This window comes from Pradoshia sp. D12, assembly GCF_008935075.1.
GTDB lineage: Bacteria > Bacillota > Bacilli > Bacillales > Pradoshiaceae > Pradoshia.
On record NZ_CP044545.1, the window covers coordinates 3,247,935 to 3,272,276 of the forward strand.

The following is a 24,342-nucleotide window of genomic DNA, read 5'->3' on the forward strand; positions in this document are numbered from 1 at the left end:
TTTTAATTTGATTAATTCCCTCTCGTGAAACGGCTCAATTTTAGCTTGCGCAATAGTCCATCCGTTCGCTCTCCAAAAATGACATGTAATAGACCACTTTTAATGGATAAGAAAAAGTAGATTAGGACCCCGACTGGAACAGTAATCGCCACCCTGAAAACCGCATCCATCTGACCTTTTGAACCTATCCAGGAAGACAGGACCTGATCCAGACTCCATACAACCAAGGCCATAACCCCAGCAAATATGAGTGATAATAATCCCCTTCTCAGCACAGATTTTATTCGATAACCAGTAAAGTAATAAATTACATATAAATTAATAAGTGTACTGACCGTATATCCAATTGCAGTCGCATAAACTGCCCCATTCGTTTCAAACATTTTTATAAACGGAATATTAAGGCTCAGTTTTATTAATATCCCAGTCAATAAACTAAGGACTGTAAAACGCTGCTGGCTTATTCCCTGCATGATTGCAGCTGTAACAGAAAATAAAGCAAATAGAATAGCAACCGGTGCATAAACTTTCAATACTTCTGACCCTAAATCAAGAAATCCATAAAACGATCCATATACGCTCTCAGATAAAACACTGATTCCTACAACTGCCGGTATCAAAATAAACAGCAAAGTTTGGAACGTTTCTGTTAATTGTTGTTTGTATAGCTTCCAATTCTTTTCAACAAACGATTTCGTTACACTAGGAACAATGGACAACGAAAAGGCCGTAGCAAGTGTCATTGGAATAAGGACAAGCTTTTGAGTCGATACATTTAAAACACCAAAAGCCACATCTGTTGTTGCCTTTTCTCCAATTGATACCATCGCTCTGTTAAAAGTAACCGTATCAACTAACTGGAATAGAGGCATAGCCAAACCAACAAAAATAAATGGTATTGAGGAAACAATGATTTCTTTATAGATCTCTTTAAGAGATATATCTATTTCATTTTTACTTTCGCTCAAAAGTTTATCGAGATGACGTTTCCGCTTTTTCCAATACCATAAGAGAACAAGAAATCCGAAAACCGCTCCAATAAAGGCTGAAAATGTTGCCACACTCATAGCCTGTACGACATCTCCGCCCATTAAATTCAGGACAATATATGCACCGCCCAGCAGGAATATAATTCGTGCTATCTGCTCGATAACCTGGGAAACAGCTGTCGGCCCCATTGACTCATTTCCTTGAAAGAACCCACGCAATATACTTTGCGAAGGTACAAGGATCAGAGCAAAGCTAACAGCCCGTATAACCGATGTAACATCCTCAACGGAAAATTTTTGCGTATCCATCATGGCAGCCAATCCAGGGGCGCTAACATACATAATGAGAAAAGCCGAAATCCCCGTTAACATCATTATTTTTCGGCTTGATTCAAATAGCTTACGCCCAACTGCATATTCACCCATTGCATTATATTTGGCCACAAATTTGGCCACCGCGAGGGGAATCCCTCCCGTTGATATACTGATGAAAATCGTATAGGGGATATACGCAAAGCCGTATAACGCCATTCCTTCTTTGCCGACAATTTGATTAAAAGGAATAACATAAAACAATCCGAGTATTTTCGATAAAACCATACCAACTGTTAGAATAAAAGTGCCTCTAATAAGTTTCGATGACATGTAACAATCCCTTTCACTCTTTCCCTTAACCTGTAAGAAATATATTTTCATGAGTCTTTTTGTTTATTTGTTCACTATTCTGTAGTTTACTCTTTTCTATCCTTTTTGACAATTGAACTTCAATTTGTTTACGACTTTTGCCTTATTCATAAAATCACTTATAATAGAACATATTAGCATGTTTTAGAAAAGAGATGGAATAATGAAATACGATGTAATAATTATAGGCGGAGGCCCCTCCGGTTTAATGGCTGCCATAGCAGCTGCAGAAAACGGCGCTTCCACCTTATTAATAGATAAAGGATCCAAGCTTGGCCGAAAGCTGGCCATTTCAGGCGGAGGCCGATGCAATGTCACAAACCGTCTGCCGATTGATGAGATTATCAAGCATATTCCCGGTAATGGCAAGTTCCTGTACGGTGCATTCTCTGAATTTGATAATGAGGGAATTATTTCTTTCTTTAAGAAACTGGGAGTTGAATTAAAAGAGGAAGATCACGGAAGAATGTTTCCAGTTAATGACAAAGCTCAATCCGTTGTGGATGCAATGATGAATCGTTTGAAGCAATTGGGTACCGATATACGCACAAACTCACCTATAGCTGATGTTTTGTATGATTCAGGGAAAGTAATTGGCGTTCGGACACAAACAGGCGAAACGATCGAAGCTGACTCCGTTGTCATTGCTGTTGGCGGTAAATCCGTTCCTCACACCGGGTCAACCGGTGATGGCTATGCTTGGGCGGAAAAAGCTGGACATACTGTTACAGAGCTATTTCCAACTGAGGTTCCGCTCACGTCAGCTGAAAATTTTATCAAACAGAAAACATTACAGGGTCTTTCACTTCGCGATGTCGCAATCAGCGTAATGAATCCTAAAGGAAAACCATTAATTACCCATCGTATGGATATGATTTTCACACATTTTGGTCTATCAGGTCCAGGTGTCCTGCGATGCAGCCAATTTGTTGTAAAGGCCCTCAAAAAATGGAATCTTAAAGAGGTCGTTGTCCAAATTGACGCGCTCCCTGATTTAAATGAAGAACAGGTATTCCAACAGATTATTAAAATTATTAAATCGGATGACAAAAAAGCTGTCAAAAACAGCTTAAAAGGTTTAGTGCCTGAAAGATATTTATTATTTTTACTGGAGCGTAACCAGATTGACCCTTCTTCCCAGGGGGCAGTCATCGCCCATGAGAAATGGCGTTCTTTAAGCAAAGATATTAAAAAATTCCCTGTCCGTGTTAATGGAACACTTTCTTTAGAGAAAGCATTTGTGACTGGCGGAGGAGTATCGGTTAAAGAAGTTGAACCAAAAACAATGGCCAGTAAATTCATGAATGGCTTATATTTCTGCGGAGAAATTTTGGACATTCACGGATATACGGGCGGCTATAATATCACTTCAGCTTTGGTAACCGGCCGTTTAGCAGGATTAAATGCTGCAGCAAAGAATAATTTCCTGGCATAAGAAAGGATGGTATAAGTGCAGGATATAGCCCAAACGATAAAAAACAATAAGCTGTTTTCGCCGCTTATTTACATGTTGTTTTTCATCTATTTAGCCATCCTTTCCTATCTTTTGTTTTTTGGATACTACAGACAAGAAGACAGGATAGAATCTTATAATCTTGTTCCCTTTAAAACAATCAATATGTATATTACGTTTGCTGATTACTTCAAATTTAAAATATGGTTTTCGAATCTATTCGGTAATATTATCGCTTTTATGCCATTTGGATTTTTTCTGCCAATCGCCTTTAAAAAGCTGAGAAATTTACTGATTATCACATTTCTGTCCTTCTTGTTTTCTTTATTTGTGGAGACGATGCAGCTTACCTTCCATGTCGGTGGATTTGATGTAGATGATATTCTATTAAATACAATCGGAGGTTTCTTTGGCTACATGGTTTTCAAGCTCATGTATAAGCTTTTCAAAAAACCCGTAACCTAATAAGTTCAAACCTAAAAATAAGTGGAGAAACAAGTTTGTTTTCTCCACTTATTTTTACTATATTCAATTGTAATTTTAGCTGTAACGATTGAGTTAGCAAAAATTAAATTCATCAACCTATGGATTATTTCTTAGATGTTCCGCTTCATCTGGGAATAGACTTGTTCCTACGGGTAAATATGAACCAAGAATTAATTTTACCAAAAATGATAACTACTCATTTTTTATAGATAACCATTGCGCTAAAACAATAGATTTGGTCTTCCTCATCCTCTTCACCGAAAGCTGCTATATTATATTTTATATCTACAATGCTGTCCTCATCTATTTTTCCGAGAAAATGATTCATCCCTTTTTCCAGGTCTTTTTCATGTTCATAATCAAACATTTTTACTTGGATCACGGCAAAGACTCCTCCTGTTTTTATATATCTTTGCCAGACTTTTATATTTTTATACTATTCAGAATACCATTTCCCCTTGCCAATGCATCATACCGCCCTCCATTGAGGCTGTCTTATATCCCTTCTCCTGCAGAAAATAAGCCACATTTTCACTTCTTACTCCTGCATGACAGATTAGAATATACTCCTTTTCTTTATCAAGCTCATCAAGCCGATCGGGTATTTCTCCCATTCTCATATGAATAGCACCTGGTACCATGCCATTTATAACTTCATAATCCTCCCGTACATCAATGATGGATAATTCCTCTCCATTTTCAATTCTGATCTGCAGCTCTTCGGGTTGGATAATTTTTATTTCTTCCATCTCCATTTTCCCCCTTTATAAAAAAGCCGTCTTACGTTTTATTAAACGTAAGACGGCCACACTTGTTAGTTTGCAACGATATTTACTAATTTTCCTGGAACAGCAATAACCTTACGGATTGTTTTACCGTCAATTTGCTCTTGGACCTTTCCGTTCTCCATTACGATTTTTTCCATTTCTTCTTTCGTAATGCCGGCCGGTACCTGAAGTTTTGCTCTCATTTTACCGTTTATTTGAATAACAATTTCAATTTCATCATCAACCAATTTGGACTCATCATATGCAGGCCATGAAGTATAGGCAAGTGTTTCATTGTTGCCCAGTCTGCTCCAAAGTTCTTCACTGATATGAGGGCAAATAGGTGACAAGAGCTTCACGAATCCTTCCATATATTGAATTGGAAGGATTTCCGCTTTATACGCTTCATTAATAAACACCATCATTTGAGAAATAGCTGTATTAAAGTGAAGTGCTTCCAAATCTTCTGTTACCTTTTTAACCGTTTGATGATAGATTTTCTCAAGGTGAGTATCATTGGATTCAGTGATCTTATCATTTACTGTACCGTCATCGGTAATAAACAATCTCCAAACACGGTCAAGGAAACGTCTGGAACCATCAAGTCCGTTTGCAGACCAAGCAATGGATGCATCAAGCGGTCCCATGAACATTTCATAGAGACGAAGTGTATCCGCACCATGGCTTTCTACGATATCATCCGGATTTACTACATTTCCTTTGGATTTACTCATTTTTTCGTTATTTTCTCCAAGTATCATTCCTTGGTTAAATAGCTTTTGGAAAGGTTCCTTTGTAGGAACAACACCAATATCATACAAGAATTTGTACCAGAATCTTGCATAAAGCAAGTGAAGTACAGCATGTTCTGCTCCGCCAATATACGTATCTACTGGCATCCAATGCTTAAGCTTTTCAGGATCAGCAATCGCGTTTGGATTTTTCGGATCGATATAGCGCAGGAAGTACCAGCAGCTGCCCGCCCATTGAGGCATTGTGTTTGTCTCGCGTCTTCCTTTACGGCCGTTCTCATCTACTACATTTACCCACTCTTCAATGTTGGCAAGAGGAGATTCACCTGTACCTGATGGTTTAATTTCGGTTGTTTTCGGAAGCATAAGCGGGAGCTCAGATTCAGGTACAGCTGACATAGTACCATCTTCCCAATGAATAATTGGGATAGGCTCTCCCCAGTAACGCTGACGAGAGAAGTTCCAGTCACGCAAGCGATAGGTTACTTTCTTCTCACCAATTCCTTGTTCTTCAAGCCATTCGATCATTTTGCCAATTGCTTCTTCTTTATTCAAGCCATTCAAGAATTCAGAGTTTACATGTTCTCCTTCTCCTGCATAAGCTTCTTTTTCAATATTTCCGCCCGCTACAACCTCACGGATTGGCAAATCAAATTTCTTAGCGAATTCATAGTCACGTTCATCATGAGCCGGAACTGCCATAATTGCACCTGTACCATAGCTCATCAATACATAATCAGCAATCCAGATCGGAATCTCTTCCCCATTTGCCGGGTTGATTGCATATGCTCCTGTGAATACACCTGTTTTCTCTTTAGAAAGCTCTGTTCTCTCAAGATCGCTCTTAGATTGAATTTCCTTTTTATACGCTTCAACTGCTTCTTTTTGCTCTGCTGTTGTAATTTTATCCACAAGCGGATGCTCTGGTGACAGGACAGAATATGTTGCCCCGAACAAGGTGTCAGGACGTGTCGTGAATACCGTGTAGGATTCGTTCGTACCTTTAATCTTAAAAGTTACAGATGCTCCCTCAGAGCGTCCGATCCAGTTACGCTGCATATCCTTAATGCTTTCAGGCCAATCCAATTCATCCAAATCCTCAATCAAACGATCTGCATAAGCCGTAATTTTCAAAATCCATTGGCGCATAGGCTTACGGATAACCGGATGTCCGCCCCGCTCACTTTTCCCATCAATAACTTCTTCGTTAGCCAAAACTGTTCCGAGTGCCGGACACCAGTTAACCGGTATTTCAGCCATATAGGCAAGTCCTTTTTCATATAGCTTTAAGAAAATCCACTGCGTCCATTTATAGTACTCTGGGTCGGTTGTATTGATTTCCCTGTCCCAGTCATAGGAGAACCCAAGTGATTTAATCTGACGTGTGAATGTACCGATATTTTTAGCTGTAAACTCTTCCGGATCATTTCCTGTATCAAGAGCATATTGCTCGGCAGGCAATCCAAATGCATCCCAGCCAATTGGATGAAGGACATTATATCCCTGCATACGTTTCATGCGAGATAGAATATCTGTTGCTGTATATCCTTCAGGATGCCCTACATGAAGGCCGGCTCCTGATGGATAAGGAAACATATCCAAAGCGTAAAATTTACGCTTCCCTACATGATCAGTCGTTTTGAATGTTTTGTGTTCTTCCCAATAAGATTGCCATTTCTTTTCAATCTCTACATGATTGAAACTCATCCTAATTCCTCCTACATGGTTCAAAATTGCTGTGCTTAAAAGCTTAAAACAATAAAAAAAGCCACTCATCCCTAATAAGTAGGGACGAGAGGCTTGTTATTAACTTCCCGCGGTACCACCCTGATTGATGCAGTAAATATGCATCCGGCTCGACTCTTTAACGCAGATGTACGGCAAACCTTACTCTTAGTTCAGGCTTGCAACTCCAGGGTGAGTTCATAATGTGTCCTGTTGACTTGCAGCGACCGTCAACTCTCTAAAAAGAACAACAATTACTACTAATCCCTCTCAAAGTTATTCATATGATTCAAAAAATATATACATTCATTGTATGTAAATCCGCTAAAAAGTTCAAGTCAATTTAGACTGTTTTTTCAATCATTGACAAATATAGCATCGATTATACAGGTTTGATAAAAATTTATGTGTGATTGGCGAGGGAAACTGGGGACTGGATTAATCTCAATTTTGGCCGGATTAATCCTTTATTTGGCTGGATTATGGGCATATCCGGCTCTATTCCTTTGTCGATTGGCTGGATTCCTCTCATTTTGCTGATCTACTCACTCATCTGGCTGAATTAGTCTTTCATCCGGCTGGATTCTCCGCCGCATTCATTATCCCCATAACTCACTTGTATACAAATAAACCAACAAGCACAGCCATATAGACTGTGCCTGCTGGTTTATTTGTATTGCTTTGGATGAACTGTTGCTTTAGTTTGTTGGCCTCCAGATGCTTCGTTCATCTTTTTAGCCTTCTTTATAATATCTTGATCTTCACCGGCCTCGATATCTTGATTATTAATGCCATTACGAGTCTTTTGTTCCGGATTATTATGTTTAGAACGTTTCCGCATAGTGAATACCCCCTTAGCGCCTGCGTACAACCATTGCATGCTGAATATCCTGAACCTGTATTTTCATACGGTTCAACATATCACGCTGTTGATCATTTGCACTGTGATCCATTGCTTCTAACTCATTAAATGAGTTTTCCAATCTGACCAATGCCTCGGTATATCCTGCTTCATTGTAGTGCTCCTGTTTTGCAGACTCCTTATATTGCTCTTCTGCGAATTCAATTGCATTAGTACATCGTTCCATACACTCACCCATGGATTTTCGTGTAGCCAAAGATACCCTCTCCTTTTTTCATTGGATTGGTTTACAAAAGCTCATCCATTATCCATTATGCCCCTTTGAAATTAAAAAGATTAGTGATTTTTAAAGCTGCTAATAATAGTCAATTGGAAAGTATACATCAGCGTGGTAAAATGGAGTTTATGTTCTTGAAATCTAAACAGGGGGTTTTTGTAATGAAACAGGTTAACCCTTTTCAATATGCAAGTGACGACAAACGTTATCATACATGGAATTATCATCTACGCAATCAATTTGGTCACAAAGTATTTAAAGTAGCTCTTGATGGTGGATTTGATTGTCCGAATCGTGATGGCACGGTAGCTTTTGGTGGTTGTACATTTTGCAGTGCCGCTGGATCCGGCGATTTTGCCGGCAATCGTGCTGAAGATTTGCAAAAACAATTTGCCGATATAAAAGCAAAAATGCATCAAAAATGGAAGGACGGCAAGTATATGGCCTATTTCCAGGCTTATACAAATACCCATGCACCAGTCGAGGTGTTACGGGAAAAATTTGAAACTGTCATGAACGAGGAAGGTGTAGTCGGATTATCCATTGCCACTCGTCCAGACTGTCTGCCTGATGATGTTGTAGAATATTTAGCTGAATTAAATGAACGTACCTACCTGTGGGTTGAGCTTGGCCTGCAAACTGTTCATGAGAAAACAGCTAATATCATAAACCGTGCACATGATTATCCAACCTATGTAGAGGGCGTAAACAAACTTCGGAAACACGGTATACGCATTTGCAGCCATATTATTAATGGACTGCCGCTTGAAACTCCAGAAATGATGATGGAGACAGCTAAAGAAGTTGCTAAACTGGATGTACAGGGAATTAAAATTCACCTATTGCATCTCTTAAAGGGCACTCCAATGGTAAAACAATACGAAAAAGGAATGCTGGAATTCCTTTCGTTAGATGAATATGTCAATCTTGTCTGTGATCAGTTGGAGATCCTTCCGCCTGAAATGATTGTCCATCGTATTACCGGTGACGGTCCGATTGATTTGATGGTTGGACCAATGTGGAGCGTTAATAAATGGGAAGTATTAAATGCTATCGATGCTGAATTAAAGCGTCGCAATAGTTATCAAGGTAAATTTTATGTGCCAAGTAAGGATGCTGTCATAAATGAAGCTTGATCGTATCCTTCCCTTCGCAAGACTATTGCTTGAAAAAGCAGTTAAACCTGGTGATATAGCCATTGATTGTACGATGGGCAATGGGCATGACACCGTATTTTTAGCAAATTTAACTGGTCCGGATGGACATGTATACAGCTTCGACATTCAGGAATCTGCCTTGCAAAAAACGGAAGAGAGACTGATGACAAATGAGCTTCAGGAGCGGGTAACACTAATTCATGCAGGTCATGAGCGTTTACAGGAATTTATCCCAACTGGCAAATCTGTTACAGGCGCAATCTTTAATTTAGGCTATTTGCCTGGCGGCGATAAAGAAATTATTACAACCGCTCCTACTACGATTCAGGCTGTAACGTCATTACTCAAAATTATGGAGCCTGAAGGCATCATAGTTCTTGTCATCTATCACGGTCATCCCGGCGGAGACATTGAACGTGACGAATTAATCAAATTCGTTACAGAGCTTCCACAGGATACGGCCCATGTGCTGGAATACCGATTTATGAATCAAAAAAACAATCCGCCATTTATTATCGCTATCGAAAAACGTTAAAAAAGTGTGAGCTTATGGATGCTCACACTTTTTATATATAATCATTTAAAGTTCTCAGGGGTAAAAAAGATCTGCGGTGTTCCCGTAATAGGATGAGGGCGACTTACCAAATCTACCTCGTATACAGATGAAAGCAATGTTTCATCATAAAGTAAATCTATTCCACCCTCCGCCACCTTCCTTCCATCCTTAAGCAAAGCACATCTATCTGCATATAAAGCTGCCATGTTTAAATCATGGAGGATGGCGACAATCGTCAGCCCATTTTGAAGCTGGAGCCTCTTTAATAAATTTAACAATTCGATTGTATGCTTTACATCCAGATGATTTGTAGGTTCATCGAGAAACAGGAGCTTTGGCTGCTGGGCCAAAGCCTTTGCTAAAAGGACACGTTGCTTTTCCCCTCCGCTTAATGACGAAAAGTATGTATACTTAAATTTCAGCGTGTTTGTCTGAGCAAGACACTCATCAACAATTGCGTAATCCTCACTACGGTAATGATTAAAAAATCCCTTCTCCTGATAAGGATACCTGCCTAATAGTACGATTTCTTCCACCGTAAAATCTATACCCACCATATGTTCCTGACTTAACACGGCAGCAATTTTAGCCAATTCTCCGGTTTTATAGGATGAGGTCCTTTTCCCATTAATGATTGAAGTCCCTTCTTTATATTCCATTTTTCCCAATATACTTTTAATCAATGTCGTCTTACCGCTTCCATTTGGACCAAGAAGAGCAAAAAATTCTCCGCTCTCAACCTTAATAGAAAAGTCCTGAAGCACTTGCTTATTTTTATGATAGCCTGCACTGAGGCTCTCTACGGTTAACATGTCAAATTCCTTCTTTTTATGCGTTCTTTAATCAGTAAGATTGTAAATACAGGTGCACCGATTAAGGCAGTAATGACACCGATTGGTAATTCCTGCGGGTTGATAATCGTACGTGCAATCAAGTCAGCCAATACGAGATATCCACCTCCAATAATCATGGATAATGGCAGTAAGTGGCGATGATCAGCACCAGCAAGAAGGCGAACAAGATGTGGAATAACCAGTCCAACAAAGCCAATAGCTCCTGATACGGCAACTGCTGCACCCGTTAATAGTCCAGCCCCGATAATAATGATTATTTTCTTTCGTTTCACATCGATACCATTATATTGAGCGGATTGATCTCCAAGAGCCATCCCATTTAGTTCACGATAATGATATAAAATTATGGAAGCTCCTATAATAAAAAAGGGAATCAATATACTGACGTGTCCCCAATTTTTCATAGCCACACTGCCCATCAGCCAGTTTAATACCTCCCTCATTTGATCTCCTGAGGATAGCGCAATGATAAGTGAGACCACAGCGCCAATGAATGAATTCATAATTATACCGGCTAAAATAATGGTCTCATTTGCATAGGTAACACTAGCTGCCTTTGTAATACCAAATACAATAAACAAGGTTATAAAACTAAACACGATTGCAACAAGCGGCAATGTGAACTGACCAAAAAGAGCAAATTCGATATTAAAGAATAGAACAATCACTGCCCCAACCGATGCACCGGAAGAAATTCCAATAGTATATGGATCAGCGAGTGGATTTTGCAAAAGCCCCTGAAAGGCAGCACCGGCAAGTGCCAGTGAGGCACCCACAAATAAAGCGATTAATACCCGGGGTAATCGTATATTCCAAATAATCATTTCTATATTTTTTGGACCGGTATAGAAGGATTCCTGGCCGGTCACGTTCTTCAAGAGAATCCCAAGAATATCTTTAAATGACATGTCCACGCTGCCTATAAACAGGCCGAGCAACGCAGCGAGCAGCAAAAACAGGATACTCCCAAAATAAATACCGGTTGTTCTATTTTTATTATTCATAACTTATACTTCAATTCCTCTTTACTCCTGGCGGCGAACCTCGGATTATTCATGCACTTTAAAACAAGATTATAAGCTACAACACATAAAAAATCCTTAGCTCAGGATGGTATTGAGCTAAGGATTCACTTTTTCACGCCTGTGAATACAATAAGCCTACTTTTCCCTCCGAAAAATAAGTACTAAAACTCTAAAAGCAGGTTTCCTGGCTTTTACTAAATCAGACTTGTGATTTAGTAAGTACAGTAGCGGGGGCTGCAACGGATTTGAACCGTTTTCCCTTTTACCCTCGTGTACCGAGGCACTTTTAAAGTGATTTATTAGATTTTATTCTTATTCTAATAGATTGATTGACTAATGGCAAATCCACTATTATTTCAACAGTTCTTTGGCAATTAATCTGAAGGAGTTTTCTTTAGCCTCGTATGAATGGGTGATTGTCACAAGCATAATTTCATCTGTAAAGAAGCGTTCACTCAGCTCTCTAATTTTTTCTCCAATCATTTTAGGAGAACCGATAATCATCTTGCTTCTGTTGTAATCAATCCGAGCTTTCTCAAACTGCGATAATGACATTTCATGAATTTCTTTTGGGTGAGGTGTTCCCTCTCTTATAATTCCCTGTGAAAGAAACAGCATCGATAAATCCAATGAACCAGCCAGATATTCTGCCTCTTCGTCCGATTCCGCACAAACTGTAAATACAGTAACCATACCTGATGGATTCTGTACTAACTCTGTAGGTCGAAATGCTTCATGGTAATGCTTCATATTTTCTTCAGCATATTCACTGTTAATAAACAAAGCAAAATTATAGGGTATACCCTTATGAGCTGCAAGAGCTGCGCTAGATGAACTAGATCCAAGCATCCACAATTCCGGCGGAGATGTAATGGTAGGTGTCGCCGATAACCCATATAGAGGATGCAATTCCGGTATTTGATCATAGAGATACCAGGATAACTCATCTACCTGGTCAGGAAAACGATGCAGTTCCTGTACTCTCCCCTCCTGCAACGCTCGCGTTGCTCTTGGCATCCCTCCAGGAGCCCTGCCGATTCCCAAATCTATTCTTCCTGGAGCTAAACCAGATAATACTCTGAAGTTTTCAGCTACTTTATAAGCACTGTAGTGAGGCAGCATAACACCGCCTGTTCCAACTCTTATTTTATCTGTTTGAGCAGCAATCCATGTTGCCAATATCTCAGGCGAAGATCCTGCCAAGCCTTGACTATCATGATGCTCGCTGACCCAAAATCTTGAGTATCCCCACTCCTCAGCCAATTTTGCCAGTTTGACCGTATTAGCAAGTGCCTGCTCTGAAGGCTCTCCAACAGAGCGCGGTGACTGGTCTAGAATACTTAATTTCACCATTCTGCTCCATCCCCTTAGTATTGAATGCTAGACTCGCCTATTCTTTTTCATTCTCTTAAACGCATGATACAGCTTACTATTCCAATAAAAGAAATACGCTGAACGGCCACCCAGGCTTAACATTTTTTTAGTATATTGCTTAACCGACAACTGGTCTTTCACCTTGGAATCGGCTAGATAAATACCCAATAATCCCTGGTTAATCATGCTGTGGAACTTGCTGTCCGGTATTTTTGTGACATCTAAATTGGCTTTTTCAACAAAATAACAAAGTCTATCAATCAGTTGCTCTTCCGTTTCGTAATAAAAACAGAAATTTAAATCGTCGCCTTGGCGATCCTCCTCCTGATCAATAAAATAGTCCAACATAATATGCAATCCTTGCACATAAGGAAAATAAGATTCATATATGTCTTTCCCCAAATGTTCAGTAAAATTATCACGCACTGCATATGAAACTAAACAAAAGATGCCCAGAGTAGATCCTGCACAAGCACTGAATTCATACCATGACAAACCTTCTGGAAGCTGCTGTTTATTTTCATTGAACCAGGTTTCTAATCTATGTACCCGTTCTTCCCACGTAACATGCTTATGTATTTGTAAATCACAATAAAAGGTGCAAAGCTTTTTCAAAAAAGGCTCGATATGTTGATAATGCACCATATTTGAAAGAACAGATTGACAGGTTTTTACTAACTCGACTAAATACCCGCCATCTTCCTGCTCCTCTCTGAGTTCATAATAATTTCTCGTCAGGGCCTCCGGATTAAGAGCATCCTTCATAGATTGATGCAATAGCGTAAAATCATTAGGATCAAGTGAGGTACTGCGGTCACATAGATTATCAAGATAATCACTGATTGTTTGATACGCAACAATAAATCGAATGACATCATCTTTTTTTTCACCTGCTGCGAGAGCTAATATAGAACCACCCTCGCAATGAAAAGTTTTGTGGGCAATACTGGATAAGGCCTGTGTACGCAGCTCTTCATTAGGGATTTTTTCTGCCTTTGCCTGCCAACTCGCGAGTTCTCGATGAACAACTGGAAATACATTTCTGTATACATTCTTTACTAAGCTGATATCACTAGTGGGTAATTTCATTTGTGTCCCATCTCCTAACCCCTTAAACGATATACCCTATATTGCGCAATCTCGCTTCAATAAAGCTCTTTGCATATAGAAATACATCTTCTCTCTCTGGCTCATTAAATATTTCATGATACAGCTTAGGCCATTCTTTATAATGCTTTTCGGATGCCGGAAAGTAGTTAAACCATTCTCTAACCATAGCCTTGTCCACTATTTTGTCGTCCCCTGCCTGCATAACAAGAACAGGAATATCCGGGAAATCCTCATCAAAATCAAAGGCATCCTTCATAGCTGAAATTAATTCACGATACCATCTGACTGATACACTTGTGATGTAGAGTGAATCGTTCAAATCAAATTCAATAACTTCTGGATTTCTCGTTGCCATTTCAACCGTTAATCCTGAAGGTTTTTTATATGTAGGATAAACAAGATTTAAAACCTTTGACATGGATTCAAGTAATTTTGGAGGATGAATTAATGTTCCAAAGCATGGTGAAGATAGGATAATACCCGCTAAATTATATTCTTTAAGTTGAAGCATGTTAATGATGATGAGTCCTCCCATGCTATGACCCAGCATGAATACAGGCAAACCAAATGTATAAGCCTCGTTCACCCATGAATCAACCTCATCAATATAATCCTCAAATGAATCAATATGCCCTCGATTTGCACGTGAAGTCATTCCCTGACCTGGCAAATCTCCAATAATTACGTGATACCCTTCTGATAGCCATCTTTCAATTAACCATTTATATCTGCCTGAATGCTCCATGGCGCCGTGAACAATCACGATTACACCATAGGCTTTCCCCTCAGCTTCCCACTTTTTCATAGATGAACTCCTCCTGTATGATGTTTAGCTTTATTTTATTTACACTGTACCGCTTTATATGTACACTTTTATTAACTATCTATTTTACAGTAGAAAACGGAGGTTTTGTAATGAAATTATATCAATATATAGATAAAATTCCTTCCATCGATCAAACTGCTTATTTAGCGGATCATGTAGTTATCAGTGGTGATGTCACAATCGGTGAAAATTCAAGTGTTTGGTTTAACACAGTCATTAGAGGTGATGTCGCTCCTGTGATTATCGGTAAAAATGTTAATATTCAAGATAACTCAGTCCTCCATCAAAGTCCCAACAACCCATTAGTACTGGAAGATAATGTAACGATAGGCCATCAAGTCATTCTCCATAGTTGCCATGTGAAGAAAAATGCTTTGATTGGGATGGGCTCCATTATTCTTGACGGAGCTGAAATAGGAGAAGGTGCCTTCATCGGTGCAGGCAGTTTAGTATCTCAAGGTAAAAAAATCCCACCAAACACACTCGCTTTCGGCAGACCTGCTAAAGTAATTCGTGAATTAACAGATGATGATCGTAAAGACATGGAAAGAATAAATAAGGAATACGCAGAAAAAGCACGCTATTATTCAAGTATACAACCTTTAAAAGAGAATAACTAATTATCATTCCTCATTAGGGTATACTCTTTATTGTATACCCATTCCCTTTATTATTTAGCTATAAATGATACACCTTTTTAAAATCAATTTCAGGAGTAGGATTATGAATACTTTCATTTTGATTTTCATGTTATTTAGTATCATTTCAATCATTTTGGTCCTATGGCGTCAATATCAGCCACTATCTATTTTGATTGTTATCTCTTTGATAGGCACTTTCCTGTATACAGGCTGGAAGGTCTATAACTCAAATTACTCCTTTGCTCATCAAATTAATAATATGATTGATAAGTCAGTAAGCTTAACAACTTCTATTACCAAAGATAATCGACCTGCAAAACCTCCTGCCAAAGATAAAGTACTTCTTGATGTGCCGATCGTTAAACAGCAGCCCGAGCTCCCAAGAGGATGTGAAGTAACCAGCCTGGCTATGCTTCTTCAATATTCCGGATTGGATGCTGATAAATTAAAACTTGCCCAGCAAATAAAAAAAAATCCAGCTAAAATAAAAAAAATAAATGGTGAAATCCATTACGGTGATCCTAATGATGGATTTATTGGAGATATGTATTCAACTAATAAACCTGGCCTCGGAGTGTATCATAAGCCTATAAAAAAACTTGCTGAGCATTATATGCCTGGCAAAATAATCGATTTTACCAATGGAGATTTCAACCAAATCAAAAAGTATCTCTCAACCAATCGGCCCGTCTGGGTTATCATAAATACAGCCTATGAAAAACTGGATCCATCCTATTTCCATACTTGGAAAACACCAAATGGGAAAATATCGATTACTTATAAGGAGCATTCTGTCGTAGTGACGGGATATGATCAGCATTATATTTATTTTAACGATCCCTTAACAGGAATTAAAAATAAAAAAGCACCCTCCGCTGATTTTGAAAAAGCGTGGGTGCAAATGGGAAAACAGGCTATAACCTATAAAGATTAATGGATTGGGTCACTTATCATATCCTTTTCAGCTAATGCCTGGAAAGGATATTTTTCTTCGACATATACAGAGTACCATATCATAAATACCAATACAGTCCATAGTTTACGGCTATTATCCGCTTTACCTGTAACATGATTATTGAACAGATTCATAATGACTTGCTTATCCAGCAAATGATCTGTTTGGCTTTCTTTTATTATTGTAATCGCCCATTCATACATTTCATTTTTTAACCAATGACGGATAGGGACTGGAAAACCAAGTTTCTTACGATTTAATACATGGTCAGGAATGATTCCCTCTGCAGCTTTTCTAAGTATATATTTGGTCGTTCCATGAGCAGTTTTTAAATCAGTTGGAATTCCGGATGCCACCTCAAATACTTTTTTATCAAGGAATGGCACTCGAAGCTCAAGAGAATGTGCCATCGTCATCTTATCAGCTTTTACTAATATATCTCCGCGCAGCCATGTATGAATATCAATATACTGCATTCTGCTCACATCATCATATTCGGGTGTTTCTGCGTAGAACGGATGTGTTATCGTAGTATAATCCAGCTTTGATTTATATAATTTGAATAATTGCCCCTTCTCTTCCTCCATAAACATCTTGGCATTTCCAAGATAGCGTTCTTCAATCGGCGTACAGCCGCGCTCTATAAAACTTTTGCCTTTTACACCTTCAGGCATCATGGCAGCAATTCTTTTTAGCGCTCTTTTCATAAGTACAGGAATTTTATTAAACATGGCTAAGGATTGAGGCTCACGGTAAATATTGTATCCTCCGAATAATTCATCCGCTCCTTCACCGGACAGAACAACCGTTACATGCTTTTGCGCTTCCCTTGCCACGAAATATAAAGGAACACAAGCGGGGTCTGCCAACGGGTCATCCATATGCCACATAATTTTCGGCAGTTCCCTCATATATTCCTGCGGCGATATAATATAGCTGATATTCTCTACCCCAAGCTTGTCAGCTGTTTCTTTAGCTACATCAATTTCACTGAAACCATTCTGTTCAAATCCAACTGAGAATGTTTTAATTCCAGGATGAAATTCTTTAGCTATGGATGCGATGATTGTAGAATCAATTCCACCTGAAAGAAATGAACCAACGGGTACATCACTGCGCATATGCATGCTGATACTGTCATACATCACATCTTGAATTTCTTTAATCCAATCTGGTTCACTGCGCAGAATAGGTTTAAATTCTGCTTTCCAATATTGGCGGATTTCCATAGGTTCTCCAATTTTCTTTGTAAAGCAATGTCCAGGCAATAATTTTTTCACATACTTTGTCATCGTTGCTGGTTCTGGAATAAATTGAAAGGTAAGATAATGCTGCAGAGACACATGATCCAATTCTTGTTTTTCTATAGCGTGTATAATACTTTTCTTTTCAGAAGCAAAATAGGTCTTATCCCCATCTTCCTTATAAAAAAATGGTTTAATCCCAAATGGATCACGGGCACCAAAAACAGATTTCTCCTGTTTATCCCAAATCACGAACCCAAACATCCCACGAAGCATTTCAACTGCCTTTTCCCCATATTGAACAAATGCCGCCAGGATTACTTCAGTATCTGAATTTGTAGAAAACGCCATGCCTTCCTTTTCCAGCACTACTTTCAATTCCAAGTAGTTGTATATTTCTCCGTTAAAAACAATCCAATAGCGTTCATTTTCATACGTTAAGGGCTGATGTCCACATTCAATATCAATGATGCTTAGTCTTCTGAAACCAAGCTGGATATGTTCATCTATATAATACCCCTCGTCATCCGGCCCTCTATGCGTAATCAAGTCATTCATACTTTTAATTAGTTCTGAATCCTGATTCGCTTGTTGGTGATCATGCATACATCCTACAAATCCACACATTATTATTCACTCACTACCTTTACTTTCGACTGTTTTTCATTTAAAAATATCAAAGAATTAGATTTTAGATATGAGCTAGGGTCCCGACAAAATACGATCCATTATACCCGATTTCATAGTTTCCTAATATTACCATATTTAGACAAAAAAAGAAAGAGGGTTTATCCCTCTTTCTTGAAATGTTTATGCTGTTTATCTTAGATTTTAGCTTCCGTACGCAGTACTTCTACTTTATCCGTTTTCTCCCAAGGAAGATCTAAATCATTACGTCCAAAATGTCCGTAAGCTGCTGTTTGTTTATAAATCGGACGTCTTAAATCAAGCATTTTTATGATTCCTGCAGGGCGCAGATCAAAGTTAGCACGTACTAATTCAATTAATTTTTCCTCTTCAATTTTACCTGTACCGAACGTATCAATGGATATAGATACTGGCTGAGCCACACCAATCGCGTAAGCCAGCTGAACTTCTGCTTTATCTGCAAGACCTGCTGCTACAATATTTTTAGCTACATATCTGGCTGCATAGGCAGCAGAACGGTCTACTTTTGTAGCATCTTTACCAGAGAATGCTCCACCACCGTGACGTGCGTATCCACCATACGTGTCAACAATGATTTTACGGCCAGTCAAGCCTGCATCCCCTTGTGGACCTCCAATAACAAAACGGCCCGTTGGGTTAATAAAATATTTAGTTTGTTCATCAATAAGGTGAGCAGGAACAACCGGTTTAATTACTTGTTCTTTTAAGTCTTTCTTAATTTGATCCAGTGTTGTTTCCGCGTCATGCTGAGTAGAGATTACGATGGTATCAATTCTTACCGGATTTTTATTTTCATCATATTCCACTGTGACTTGTGTTTTTCCATCAGGGCGCAAGTATGGAAGAACTTCTTGTTTACGAACCTCAGCCAGCTTTCTAGATAATTGGTGAGCAAGAGAAATAGGAAGAGGCATTAATTCTTCTGTTTCGTTGCAGGCAAAACCGAACATTAGACCCTGATCTCCCGCCCCAATTGCTTCAATCTCTTCATCTGACATCGTGCCTTCTCTTGATTCCAAAGCTTGGTCTACACCTTGGGCGATATCTGCAGATTGTTCATCAATAGAGGTTAAGACAGCGCATGTTTCTGCATCGAAACCATATTTTGCACGTGTATAACCAATCCCTTTGATTGTGTCACGGACAATTTTTGGAATATCCACATACGTAGAAGTAGTGATTTCTCCCGCTACTAAAACTAATCCAGTGGTAACAGATGTTTCGCAGGCTACCCTTGCATTTGGATCCTTTGCTAATATTTCATCCAAAATGGCATCAGAAACCTGATCGCAAATTTTATCCGGATGACCTTCTGTTACAGATTCTGATGTAAACAAATGTCTCTTATTAGACATGTATATTTCCTCCTTCAGTTTCCCTGTTTATGGCTACTCATTATCTTTAATTATCTCCTGATTATACGAAAAAAGACCCTTCCCCTTTATAAAGAAAAGAGGAAAGGTCTGAGTCTCAGAAATCTGCCTTTCACTCTCATCGTTCAAGGCATTATAACCTTGCATCAAGTTAGCACCTTTGCGTGATTTCCATTAAAAGGAATCAAACTGCAGGTTGCCCCGGCTTCATAGAGCTCGTCTCTCCACCGAGTCTTGATAAGAGTATCCATATCAAATGTATATAATATCTTATCCATCATTTTCTGTCAATAAATAAACAGGAATATATTGTTAAGATAAACCTTTAGCTTCATCCTTTTCCTAATAGAAGTACAGTCAGAACTTAAAATTCGCATTTAAATTATAATATTGATATAATTAATTTACGAATATTCAAATAAATATACTTTGTTATTTATCCGTGAATATTGAATAATATCCCTATTCTTTTACCAATGGAAACAATAATAATTATCCTTATATACTATATTAAAACATATTTTTGAAAATTAACACAATTAGTATGGATAAATCAATTAAATGTGTTATACTATTTTCCATATAATATACTTACCAAAATTTTGGAAAAGGATGATACCTTATGAACAGTGTAGGAGTTTCCAACGAATTGAAACAATTACTTACTCATGATAATATTCACATTCAGCTTTCAGTGCCACAACTAGTTGAAAAAGTATTAACGAGAAAAGAGGGTATCCTCACATCTACTGGAGCTATTAAGGCTGAAACAGGAAAATATACCGGCAGATCTCCAAAGGATAAATATATTGTAGAGGAAGCTGCCACTAAAGATAAAATAGCCTGGGGAAGCGTCAATCAAGCAATATCTGAAGACGCATTCTCTAAATTATATGATAAAGTTATCGATTACCTCGAAAAACGAGATGAATTATTTGTATTTAATGGGTTTGCTGGAGCTGCAACAGACTACCGCCTTCCTATTCAAGTAATCAATGAATATGCCTGGCACAATTTATTTGTACATCAGCTGTTTATCCGCCCCACTAAAGAAGAGCTTGAAAATCATTCCCCTGAGTTTACTATTATCTCAGCACCAGGTTTTAAAGCAAACCCTCTTGTGGACGGTACACAATCTGAGACGTTTATCATCATTTCCTTTGAGAAAAAAGTCGTCTTAATTGGAGGCACTGAGTATGCAGGTGAAATGAAAAAATCCATTTTTTCAATCATGAATTACCTGTTGCCTGAGAATAATGTGTTTTCTATGCATTGTTCAGCAAATGTAGGTTTCGAGGGAGATGTAGCTCTTTTCTTTGGCCTATCCGGCACTGGAAAGACTACTTTATCAGCCGATCCAAATCGCCGCCTTATAGGTGATGACGAACATGGCTGGTCTCCTGATGGTGTATTTAATATTGAAGGCGGCTGTTACGCAAAATGCATCAATCTCACACAGGAAAAAGAGCCTCAAATTTTTAATGCCATACGCTTTGGTTCTGTACTTGAGAATGTGGTTGTAGATGAAGATACAAGAATTGCTGACTATGATAATGGAATGTTAACTGAAAATACTCGGGCTGCTTACCCTATCGAAGCCATGCAGAACATCGTCACACCTAGTATAGCGGGCCATCCCAATACAATCATCTTTTTAACTGCTGATGCTTTTGGCGTTCTGCCTCCAATCAGCAAGTTAACAAAAGAACAGGCAATGTATCATTTCCTAAGCGGTTATACGAGTAAATTGGCAGGAACTGAACTCGGAATTACTTCACCACAGGCAACGTTTTCTACCTGCTTCGGTTCACCGTTCTTACCATTACATCCAACAAAATATGCTGAGATGCTTGGCAAAAATATCGAGGAGCATCAAGTTCAGGTATATCTGGTTAACACCGGTTGGACTGGAGGAGAATATGGGACAGGCAGCCGCATGAAGCTTTCTTATACACGTTTGATGATTCAAGCTGCATTAGAAGGAGAACTGGCCAATATCGAAACGGTACAAGACAGAATATTCGGCTTAGCAATTCCTTTACACGTACCTGGAGTACCTGATGAAGTTTTACAGCCTCAGAAAACGTGGAAAGATTCTGAAGCCTATTATGAAAAGGCGAATGAGCTTGCACATAAATTCAGAGAAAATTTCAAGGAATTTAAAAATATCAGTTCTGAAATTGAAACTAAAGGTGGACCAATTACCTTTTAAAGAACTAGCGGTGTCTTAGGAAGCCAAAAAGAAATGGCTTTCCTGAGGCACTATTTTATTTGTCTAAATTTAAAAACAAACCCACCGCCCAATGTAATTCTGGATGAAGGTTTGTTTTCTTTAGTTTCTATTCAATTTAGTTACTGGAATTTAAAGAAATCAACTCATATGTAATGGTTGTGCAGTTATTTTCCCATTCCACTTTTTTTATCCGTGCCGTTCCTCTCGATTCTCCATCCAGAGTTTTTCGGATATCAATCGGAATTTCAATTGGATATAGGCGGTATCCTTCTTTTTTTAGGACGAATAGATTTTCCTCAACCCTTTTTTCATTAGCCTTTGTCACTATAAGAGTATTCAATTCCATTGGCATACCCAATTCTCTCACTCCCCTGCTTCATTTATTTATTTCAATGGTATCATTTGAAGCGGCTTCTTTCATCCATTTCGTTAAATCCGTGACGATTTGCCGATTTATTCTAGGAGGTAGATAATGTGTATAGTCCTTAAGGTACCACACATCGACGCTCTTGCCGAGATCCTGCAGTCTGTTTCTTAATAGATTGGCATGTTCAACCGAAACGTTCTTATCCTTCTCGCCATGAATAATTAGAACATTACATGGTATTTTTTCAATTTCATACAAGGGTGTACGGGCTTTATATTCATCCGGCACCTTGTTTGGCGTACCTCCAATGACCCTTTTCAGCATTCTTCTTAAATCAATTCTCTCTATGTAGGTCAGAACCATATCGGAAACTCCCCCCCACGTGACAAGTGAAGCAGCGTCCTGGCAGTATATAGCTGTCCACAAGGCCATAATCCCGCCTCGAGAAAATCCAAAAATATGGACCTTTTTTGGATTAACCTTGGGATGTTGCTTTAAAAGTTCAAAACCTGCAATAGCATCCCAACGATCTTCTCCTGCAAAATCTTCCTCTCCTTCTCCACCCTGGTTGCCACGATAAAAGGGGGCAAAAACAACAAACCCCTGACTTGCGAATTGAATGATACGCCCTGGACGGACCTTCCCAACATTTTTAATGCCTCCGCGTAAATATAAAAATCCGTCCATTATTTCATCATTTTTTTTTGGCTCAGCTAATAGCCCCTTAACCCTTAACCCATTCGATAAATACGTGACAATATATAGATTTATATCCGGATGTGGCGATGGATATCGACTTCTATCTACGATACTACCTAGCGATGATTTTACTTCATCCATAATCCGGGCTCCTTTACAAAGTTCTATAGGCATTCACACAAATATATACCACACATACAATACGATTAACTACACTTTGGCATACATACTGCCTACTAAGGAGGAAATTCCCTTGAAATATTATCTTAAAACCCGCTTCTTCTGTATGCTGTCCATTCTGCTCATCTTTAGTTTATCGGCCTGTAAAGAAAATAAGTCGACTGAAGAATTGACAAAAGTCAAAGTAGCAGAAGTCACACGCTCTATTTTTTATGCACCTGAATATGTCGCCCTGGCCAAAGGATTTTTTAAGGACGAAGGGCTTGATGTAGACCTGCAGACTGCATGGGGCGGTGATAAGACAATGACTGCTCTACTATCAGGCGGAGCTGATATCGTGCTTGTTGGCTCAGAAACTTCTATTTATGTTCATGGACAAAATTCAAGAGATCCTGTTATTAATTTTGCCCAATTAACTCAAACAGATGGAACTTTTCTTGTATCCAGAGAAAAAATAGAGGAATTTAACTGGAACATGCTAAAGGGCAGTACATTTCTCGGACAGAGGAAAGGCGGTATGCCACAAATGGTTGGAGAGTTTGTACTGAAAAAACACAGCATTGATCCTCAAAAGGATTTGAAATTAATTCAAAATATTGATTTTGCCAATGTCGCCAATGCCTTTGCATCAGGAACAGGTGATTATGTACAGCTATTCGAACCTCAGGCAAGTGTTTTTGAAAAAGAAGGAAAAGGACATATTGTCGCTTCCTTTGGAAAAGAATCCGGCCATGTTCCATACACCACCTTCATGGCAAAGGAAAGCTATATGAAGGAAAATGAAGATATCGTTAAACGTTTTACAAAAGCGATTTATAAAGCACAAAAATGGGTTGAAGAAACAGATTCCGCTGAAGTAGCAAAAGCTATTCTCCCATATTTTGAAGATACAGACGTAGAGATTATTGAAATGGCCATTGACCGTTACAAGTCACAGGAGTCCTTTGCCTTAAATCCAATTCTTGATGAGGAAGAATGGTTAAATCTGCAGGATATCATGAAAGAAGCAGGAGAAATCGATTCCTATATCGATCATAAAACACTCGTAAATACAGAAATCGCTGAAGAAGTTTCAAAATAGGAG

The 24,342-nt window shown here is 38.7% G+C and carries 24 protein-coding genes, 2 riboswitches and 1 other annotated feature; of the genes, 9 read left to right on the plus strand and 15 right to left on the minus strand.

Going from position 1 to position 24,342, the window contains the following annotated elements; all coding sequences use genetic code 11:
• Nucleotides 1-11: 11 nt before the first annotated feature.
• The gene (locus F7984_RS15565; RefSeq protein WP_066109124.1) at nucleotides 12-1,634 is read right to left on the minus strand and encodes a putative polysaccharide biosynthesis protein; all 1,623 of its coding nucleotides are present in this window, start codon (nucleotides 1,632-1,634) and stop codon (nucleotides 12-14) included.
• Nucleotides 1,635-1,836: 202 nt separating this feature from the next.
• Between F7984_RS15565 and F7984_RS15570 the strand changes: the two genes are divergently transcribed.
• On the plus strand, nucleotides 1,837-3,108 hold the full coding sequence (locus F7984_RS15570) for a BaiN/RdsA family NAD(P)/FAD-dependent oxidoreductase (RefSeq protein ID WP_139892780.1): 1,272 nt from the start codon (nucleotides 1,837-1,839) through the stop codon (nucleotides 3,106-3,108).
• A 15-nt stretch (nucleotides 3,109-3,123) separates the two neighbouring features.
• Nucleotides 3,124-3,591, plus strand: coding sequence for a VanZ family protein (locus F7984_RS15575; RefSeq protein WP_225983619.1), 468 nt, complete (start codon nucleotides 3,124-3,126; stop codon nucleotides 3,589-3,591).
• Nucleotides 3,592-3,808: 217 nt separating this feature from the next.
• Here the strand turns inward: F7984_RS15575 and F7984_RS15580 are convergent, their stop codons facing one another.
• From F7984_RS15580 to leuS, 3 genes are all read right to left on the minus strand, one after another.
• Complete coding sequence (locus F7984_RS15580) at nucleotides 3,809-3,994, minus strand: sporulation protein Cse60 (protein ID WP_066109131.1); 186 nt, start codon at nucleotides 3,992-3,994, stop codon at nucleotides 3,809-3,811.
• Nucleotides 3,995-4,052: 58 nt separating this feature from the next.
• Entirely contained in the window at nucleotides 4,053-4,361 is a 309-nt protein-coding gene (locus tag F7984_RS15585) for a rhodanese-like domain-containing protein (protein ID WP_066109134.1), read from the minus strand.
• Between the two features lie 65 nt (nucleotides 4,362-4,426).
• Nucleotides 4,427-6,838 carry a leucine--tRNA ligase gene (gene leuS, locus F7984_RS15590; RefSeq protein ID WP_066109137.1) on the minus strand — a complete coding sequence of 804 codons (2,412 nt, stop codon included), beginning with the start codon at nucleotides 6,836-6,838 and terminating at the stop codon, nucleotides 4,427-4,429.
• Nucleotides 6,839-6,915: 77 nt separating this feature from the next.
• Nucleotides 6,916-7,139: a binding site (T-box leader), on the minus strand.
• A 130-nt stretch (nucleotides 7,140-7,269) separates the two neighbouring features.
• Between leuS and F7984_RS19180 the strand changes: the two genes are divergently transcribed.
• Nucleotides 7,270-7,422: a hypothetical protein gene (locus tag F7984_RS19180; RefSeq protein ID WP_192796817.1), complete on the plus strand. Its 153-nt coding sequence runs from the start codon at nucleotides 7,270-7,272 to the stop codon at nucleotides 7,420-7,422.
• Between the two features lie 101 nt (nucleotides 7,423-7,523).
• On the opposite strand, the gene F7984_RS15595 is transcribed toward F7984_RS19180, so the two are convergent.
• Together F7984_RS15595 and F7984_RS15600 are read right to left on the minus strand one after the other, a co-directional pair.
• Entirely contained in the window at nucleotides 7,524-7,697 is a 174-nt protein-coding gene (locus F7984_RS15595; RefSeq protein WP_066109140.1) for a glycogen biosynthesis protein GlgD, read from the minus strand.
• Nucleotides 7,698-7,710: 13 nt separating this feature from the next.
• The gene (locus tag F7984_RS15600; RefSeq protein WP_066109143.1) at nucleotides 7,711-7,974 is read right to left on the minus strand and encodes a YtzC family protein; all 264 of its coding nucleotides are present in this window, start codon (nucleotides 7,972-7,974) and stop codon (nucleotides 7,711-7,713) included.
• 182 nt (nucleotides 7,975-8,156) lie between these two features.
• Here F7984_RS15600 and F7984_RS15605 point away from each other — a divergent pair, with 182 nt between their 5' ends.
• The gene (locus tag F7984_RS15605; protein WP_066109146.1) at nucleotides 8,157-9,131 is read left to right on the plus strand and encodes a tRNA modification radical SAM protein MnmL/YtqA; all 975 of its coding nucleotides are present in this window, start codon (nucleotides 8,157-8,159) and stop codon (nucleotides 9,129-9,131) included.
• On the plus strand, nucleotides 9,121-9,687 hold the full coding sequence (locus F7984_RS15610) for a tRNA 5-(aminomethyl)-2-thiouridylate-methyltransferase MnmM (RefSeq protein ID WP_066109149.1): 567 nt from the start codon (nucleotides 9,121-9,123) through the stop codon (nucleotides 9,685-9,687). Before F7984_RS15605 ends, F7984_RS15610 begins: the two co-directional genes overlap by 11 nt.
• Before the next feature lie 41 nt (nucleotides 9,688-9,728).
• Here F7984_RS15610 and F7984_RS15615 read toward each other — a convergent pair whose 3' ends face one another.
• The 5 genes from F7984_RS15615 to F7984_RS15635 form a co-directional block, all read right to left on the minus strand.
• Nucleotides 9,729-10,520, minus strand: coding sequence for an ABC transporter ATP-binding protein (locus tag F7984_RS15615; protein WP_140462216.1), 792 nt, complete (start codon nucleotides 10,518-10,520; stop codon nucleotides 9,729-9,731).
• The gene (locus tag F7984_RS15620) at nucleotides 10,514-11,566 is read right to left on the minus strand and encodes a FecCD family ABC transporter permease (protein ID WP_066109155.1); all 1,053 of its coding nucleotides are present in this window, start codon (nucleotides 11,564-11,566) and stop codon (nucleotides 10,514-10,516) included. The genes F7984_RS15615 and F7984_RS15620 overlap by 7 nt, the downstream gene beginning before the upstream one ends.
• 177 nt (nucleotides 11,567-11,743) lie before the next feature.
• Nucleotides 11,744-11,890, minus strand: a riboswitch (cobalamin riboswitch).
• A 48-nt stretch (nucleotides 11,891-11,938) separates the two neighbouring features.
• Nucleotides 11,939-12,940, minus strand: coding sequence for an LLM class flavin-dependent oxidoreductase (locus F7984_RS15625; protein WP_066109159.1), 1,002 nt, complete (start codon nucleotides 12,938-12,940; stop codon nucleotides 11,939-11,941).
• Between the two features lie 27 nt (nucleotides 12,941-12,967).
• On the minus strand, nucleotides 12,968-14,050 hold the full coding sequence (locus tag F7984_RS15630; RefSeq protein ID WP_066109162.1) for a tetraprenyl-beta-curcumene synthase family protein: 1,083 nt from the start codon (nucleotides 14,048-14,050) through the stop codon (nucleotides 12,968-12,970).
• Nucleotides 14,051-14,072: 22 nt separating this feature from the next.
• Complete coding sequence (locus F7984_RS15635; protein ID WP_066109165.1) at nucleotides 14,073-14,876, minus strand: alpha/beta hydrolase; 804 nt, start codon at nucleotides 14,874-14,876, stop codon at nucleotides 14,073-14,075.
• 110 nt (nucleotides 14,877-14,986) lie between these two features.
• Here F7984_RS15635 and F7984_RS15640 point away from each other — a divergent pair, with 110 nt between their 5' ends.
• Both F7984_RS15640 and F7984_RS15645 read left to right on the plus strand, forming a co-directional pair.
• Nucleotides 14,987-15,517 (plus strand): gamma carbonic anhydrase, encoded by a 531-nt coding sequence (locus F7984_RS15640; RefSeq protein WP_066109168.1) that lies wholly within the window; start codon nucleotides 14,987-14,989, stop codon nucleotides 15,515-15,517.
• A gap of 103 nt (nucleotides 15,518-15,620) precedes the next feature.
• Nucleotides 15,621-16,472, plus strand: coding sequence for a C39 family peptidase (locus F7984_RS15645; protein ID WP_077248188.1), 852 nt, complete (start codon nucleotides 15,621-15,623; stop codon nucleotides 16,470-16,472).
• Here F7984_RS15645 and asnB read toward each other — a convergent pair.
• Nucleotides 16,469-18,364, minus strand: a complete 1,896-nt coding sequence (gene asnB / locus F7984_RS15650) for an asparagine synthase (glutamine-hydrolyzing) (protein ID WP_140462215.1) — start codon at nucleotides 18,362-18,364, stop codon at nucleotides 16,469-16,471. The genes F7984_RS15645 and asnB overlap by 4 nt on opposite strands.
• A 197-nt stretch (nucleotides 18,365-18,561) precedes the next feature.
• Nucleotides 18,562-19,761, minus strand: a complete 1,200-nt coding sequence (metK, locus tag F7984_RS15655; protein ID WP_140462214.1) for a methionine adenosyltransferase — start codon at nucleotides 19,759-19,761, stop codon at nucleotides 18,562-18,564.
• 133 nt (nucleotides 19,762-19,894) lie between these two features.
• A riboswitch (SAM riboswitch) is annotated at nucleotides 19,895-20,023 on the minus strand.
• Between the two features lie 378 nt (nucleotides 20,024-20,401).
• Here metK and pckA point away from each other — a divergent pair.
• Nucleotides 20,402-21,991 carry a phosphoenolpyruvate carboxykinase (ATP) gene (gene pckA, locus F7984_RS15660; protein ID WP_140462213.1) on the plus strand — a complete coding sequence of 530 codons (1,590 nt, stop codon included), beginning with the start codon at nucleotides 20,402-20,404 and terminating at the stop codon, nucleotides 21,989-21,991.
• A gap of 136 nt (nucleotides 21,992-22,127) precedes the next feature.
• Here pckA and F7984_RS15665 read toward each other — a convergent pair whose 3' ends face one another.
• Nucleotides 22,128-22,370, minus strand: a complete 243-nt coding sequence (locus F7984_RS15665; protein ID WP_066109181.1) for a DUF2584 domain-containing protein — start codon at nucleotides 22,368-22,370, stop codon at nucleotides 22,128-22,130.
• A gap of 18 nt (nucleotides 22,371-22,388) precedes the next feature.
• Entirely contained in the window at nucleotides 22,389-23,219 is an 831-nt protein-coding gene (locus tag F7984_RS15670; RefSeq protein WP_066109183.1) for an alpha/beta hydrolase family protein, read from the minus strand.
• A 145-nt stretch (nucleotides 23,220-23,364) separates the two neighbouring features.
• On the opposite strand from F7984_RS15670, the gene F7984_RS15675 reads away from it, so the two are divergent.
• Nucleotides 23,365-24,339: an ABC transporter substrate-binding protein gene (locus F7984_RS15675; protein WP_066109273.1), complete on the plus strand. Its 975-nt coding sequence runs from the start codon at nucleotides 23,365-23,367 to the stop codon at nucleotides 24,337-24,339.
• Nucleotides 24,340-24,342 lie beyond the last annotated feature (3 nt).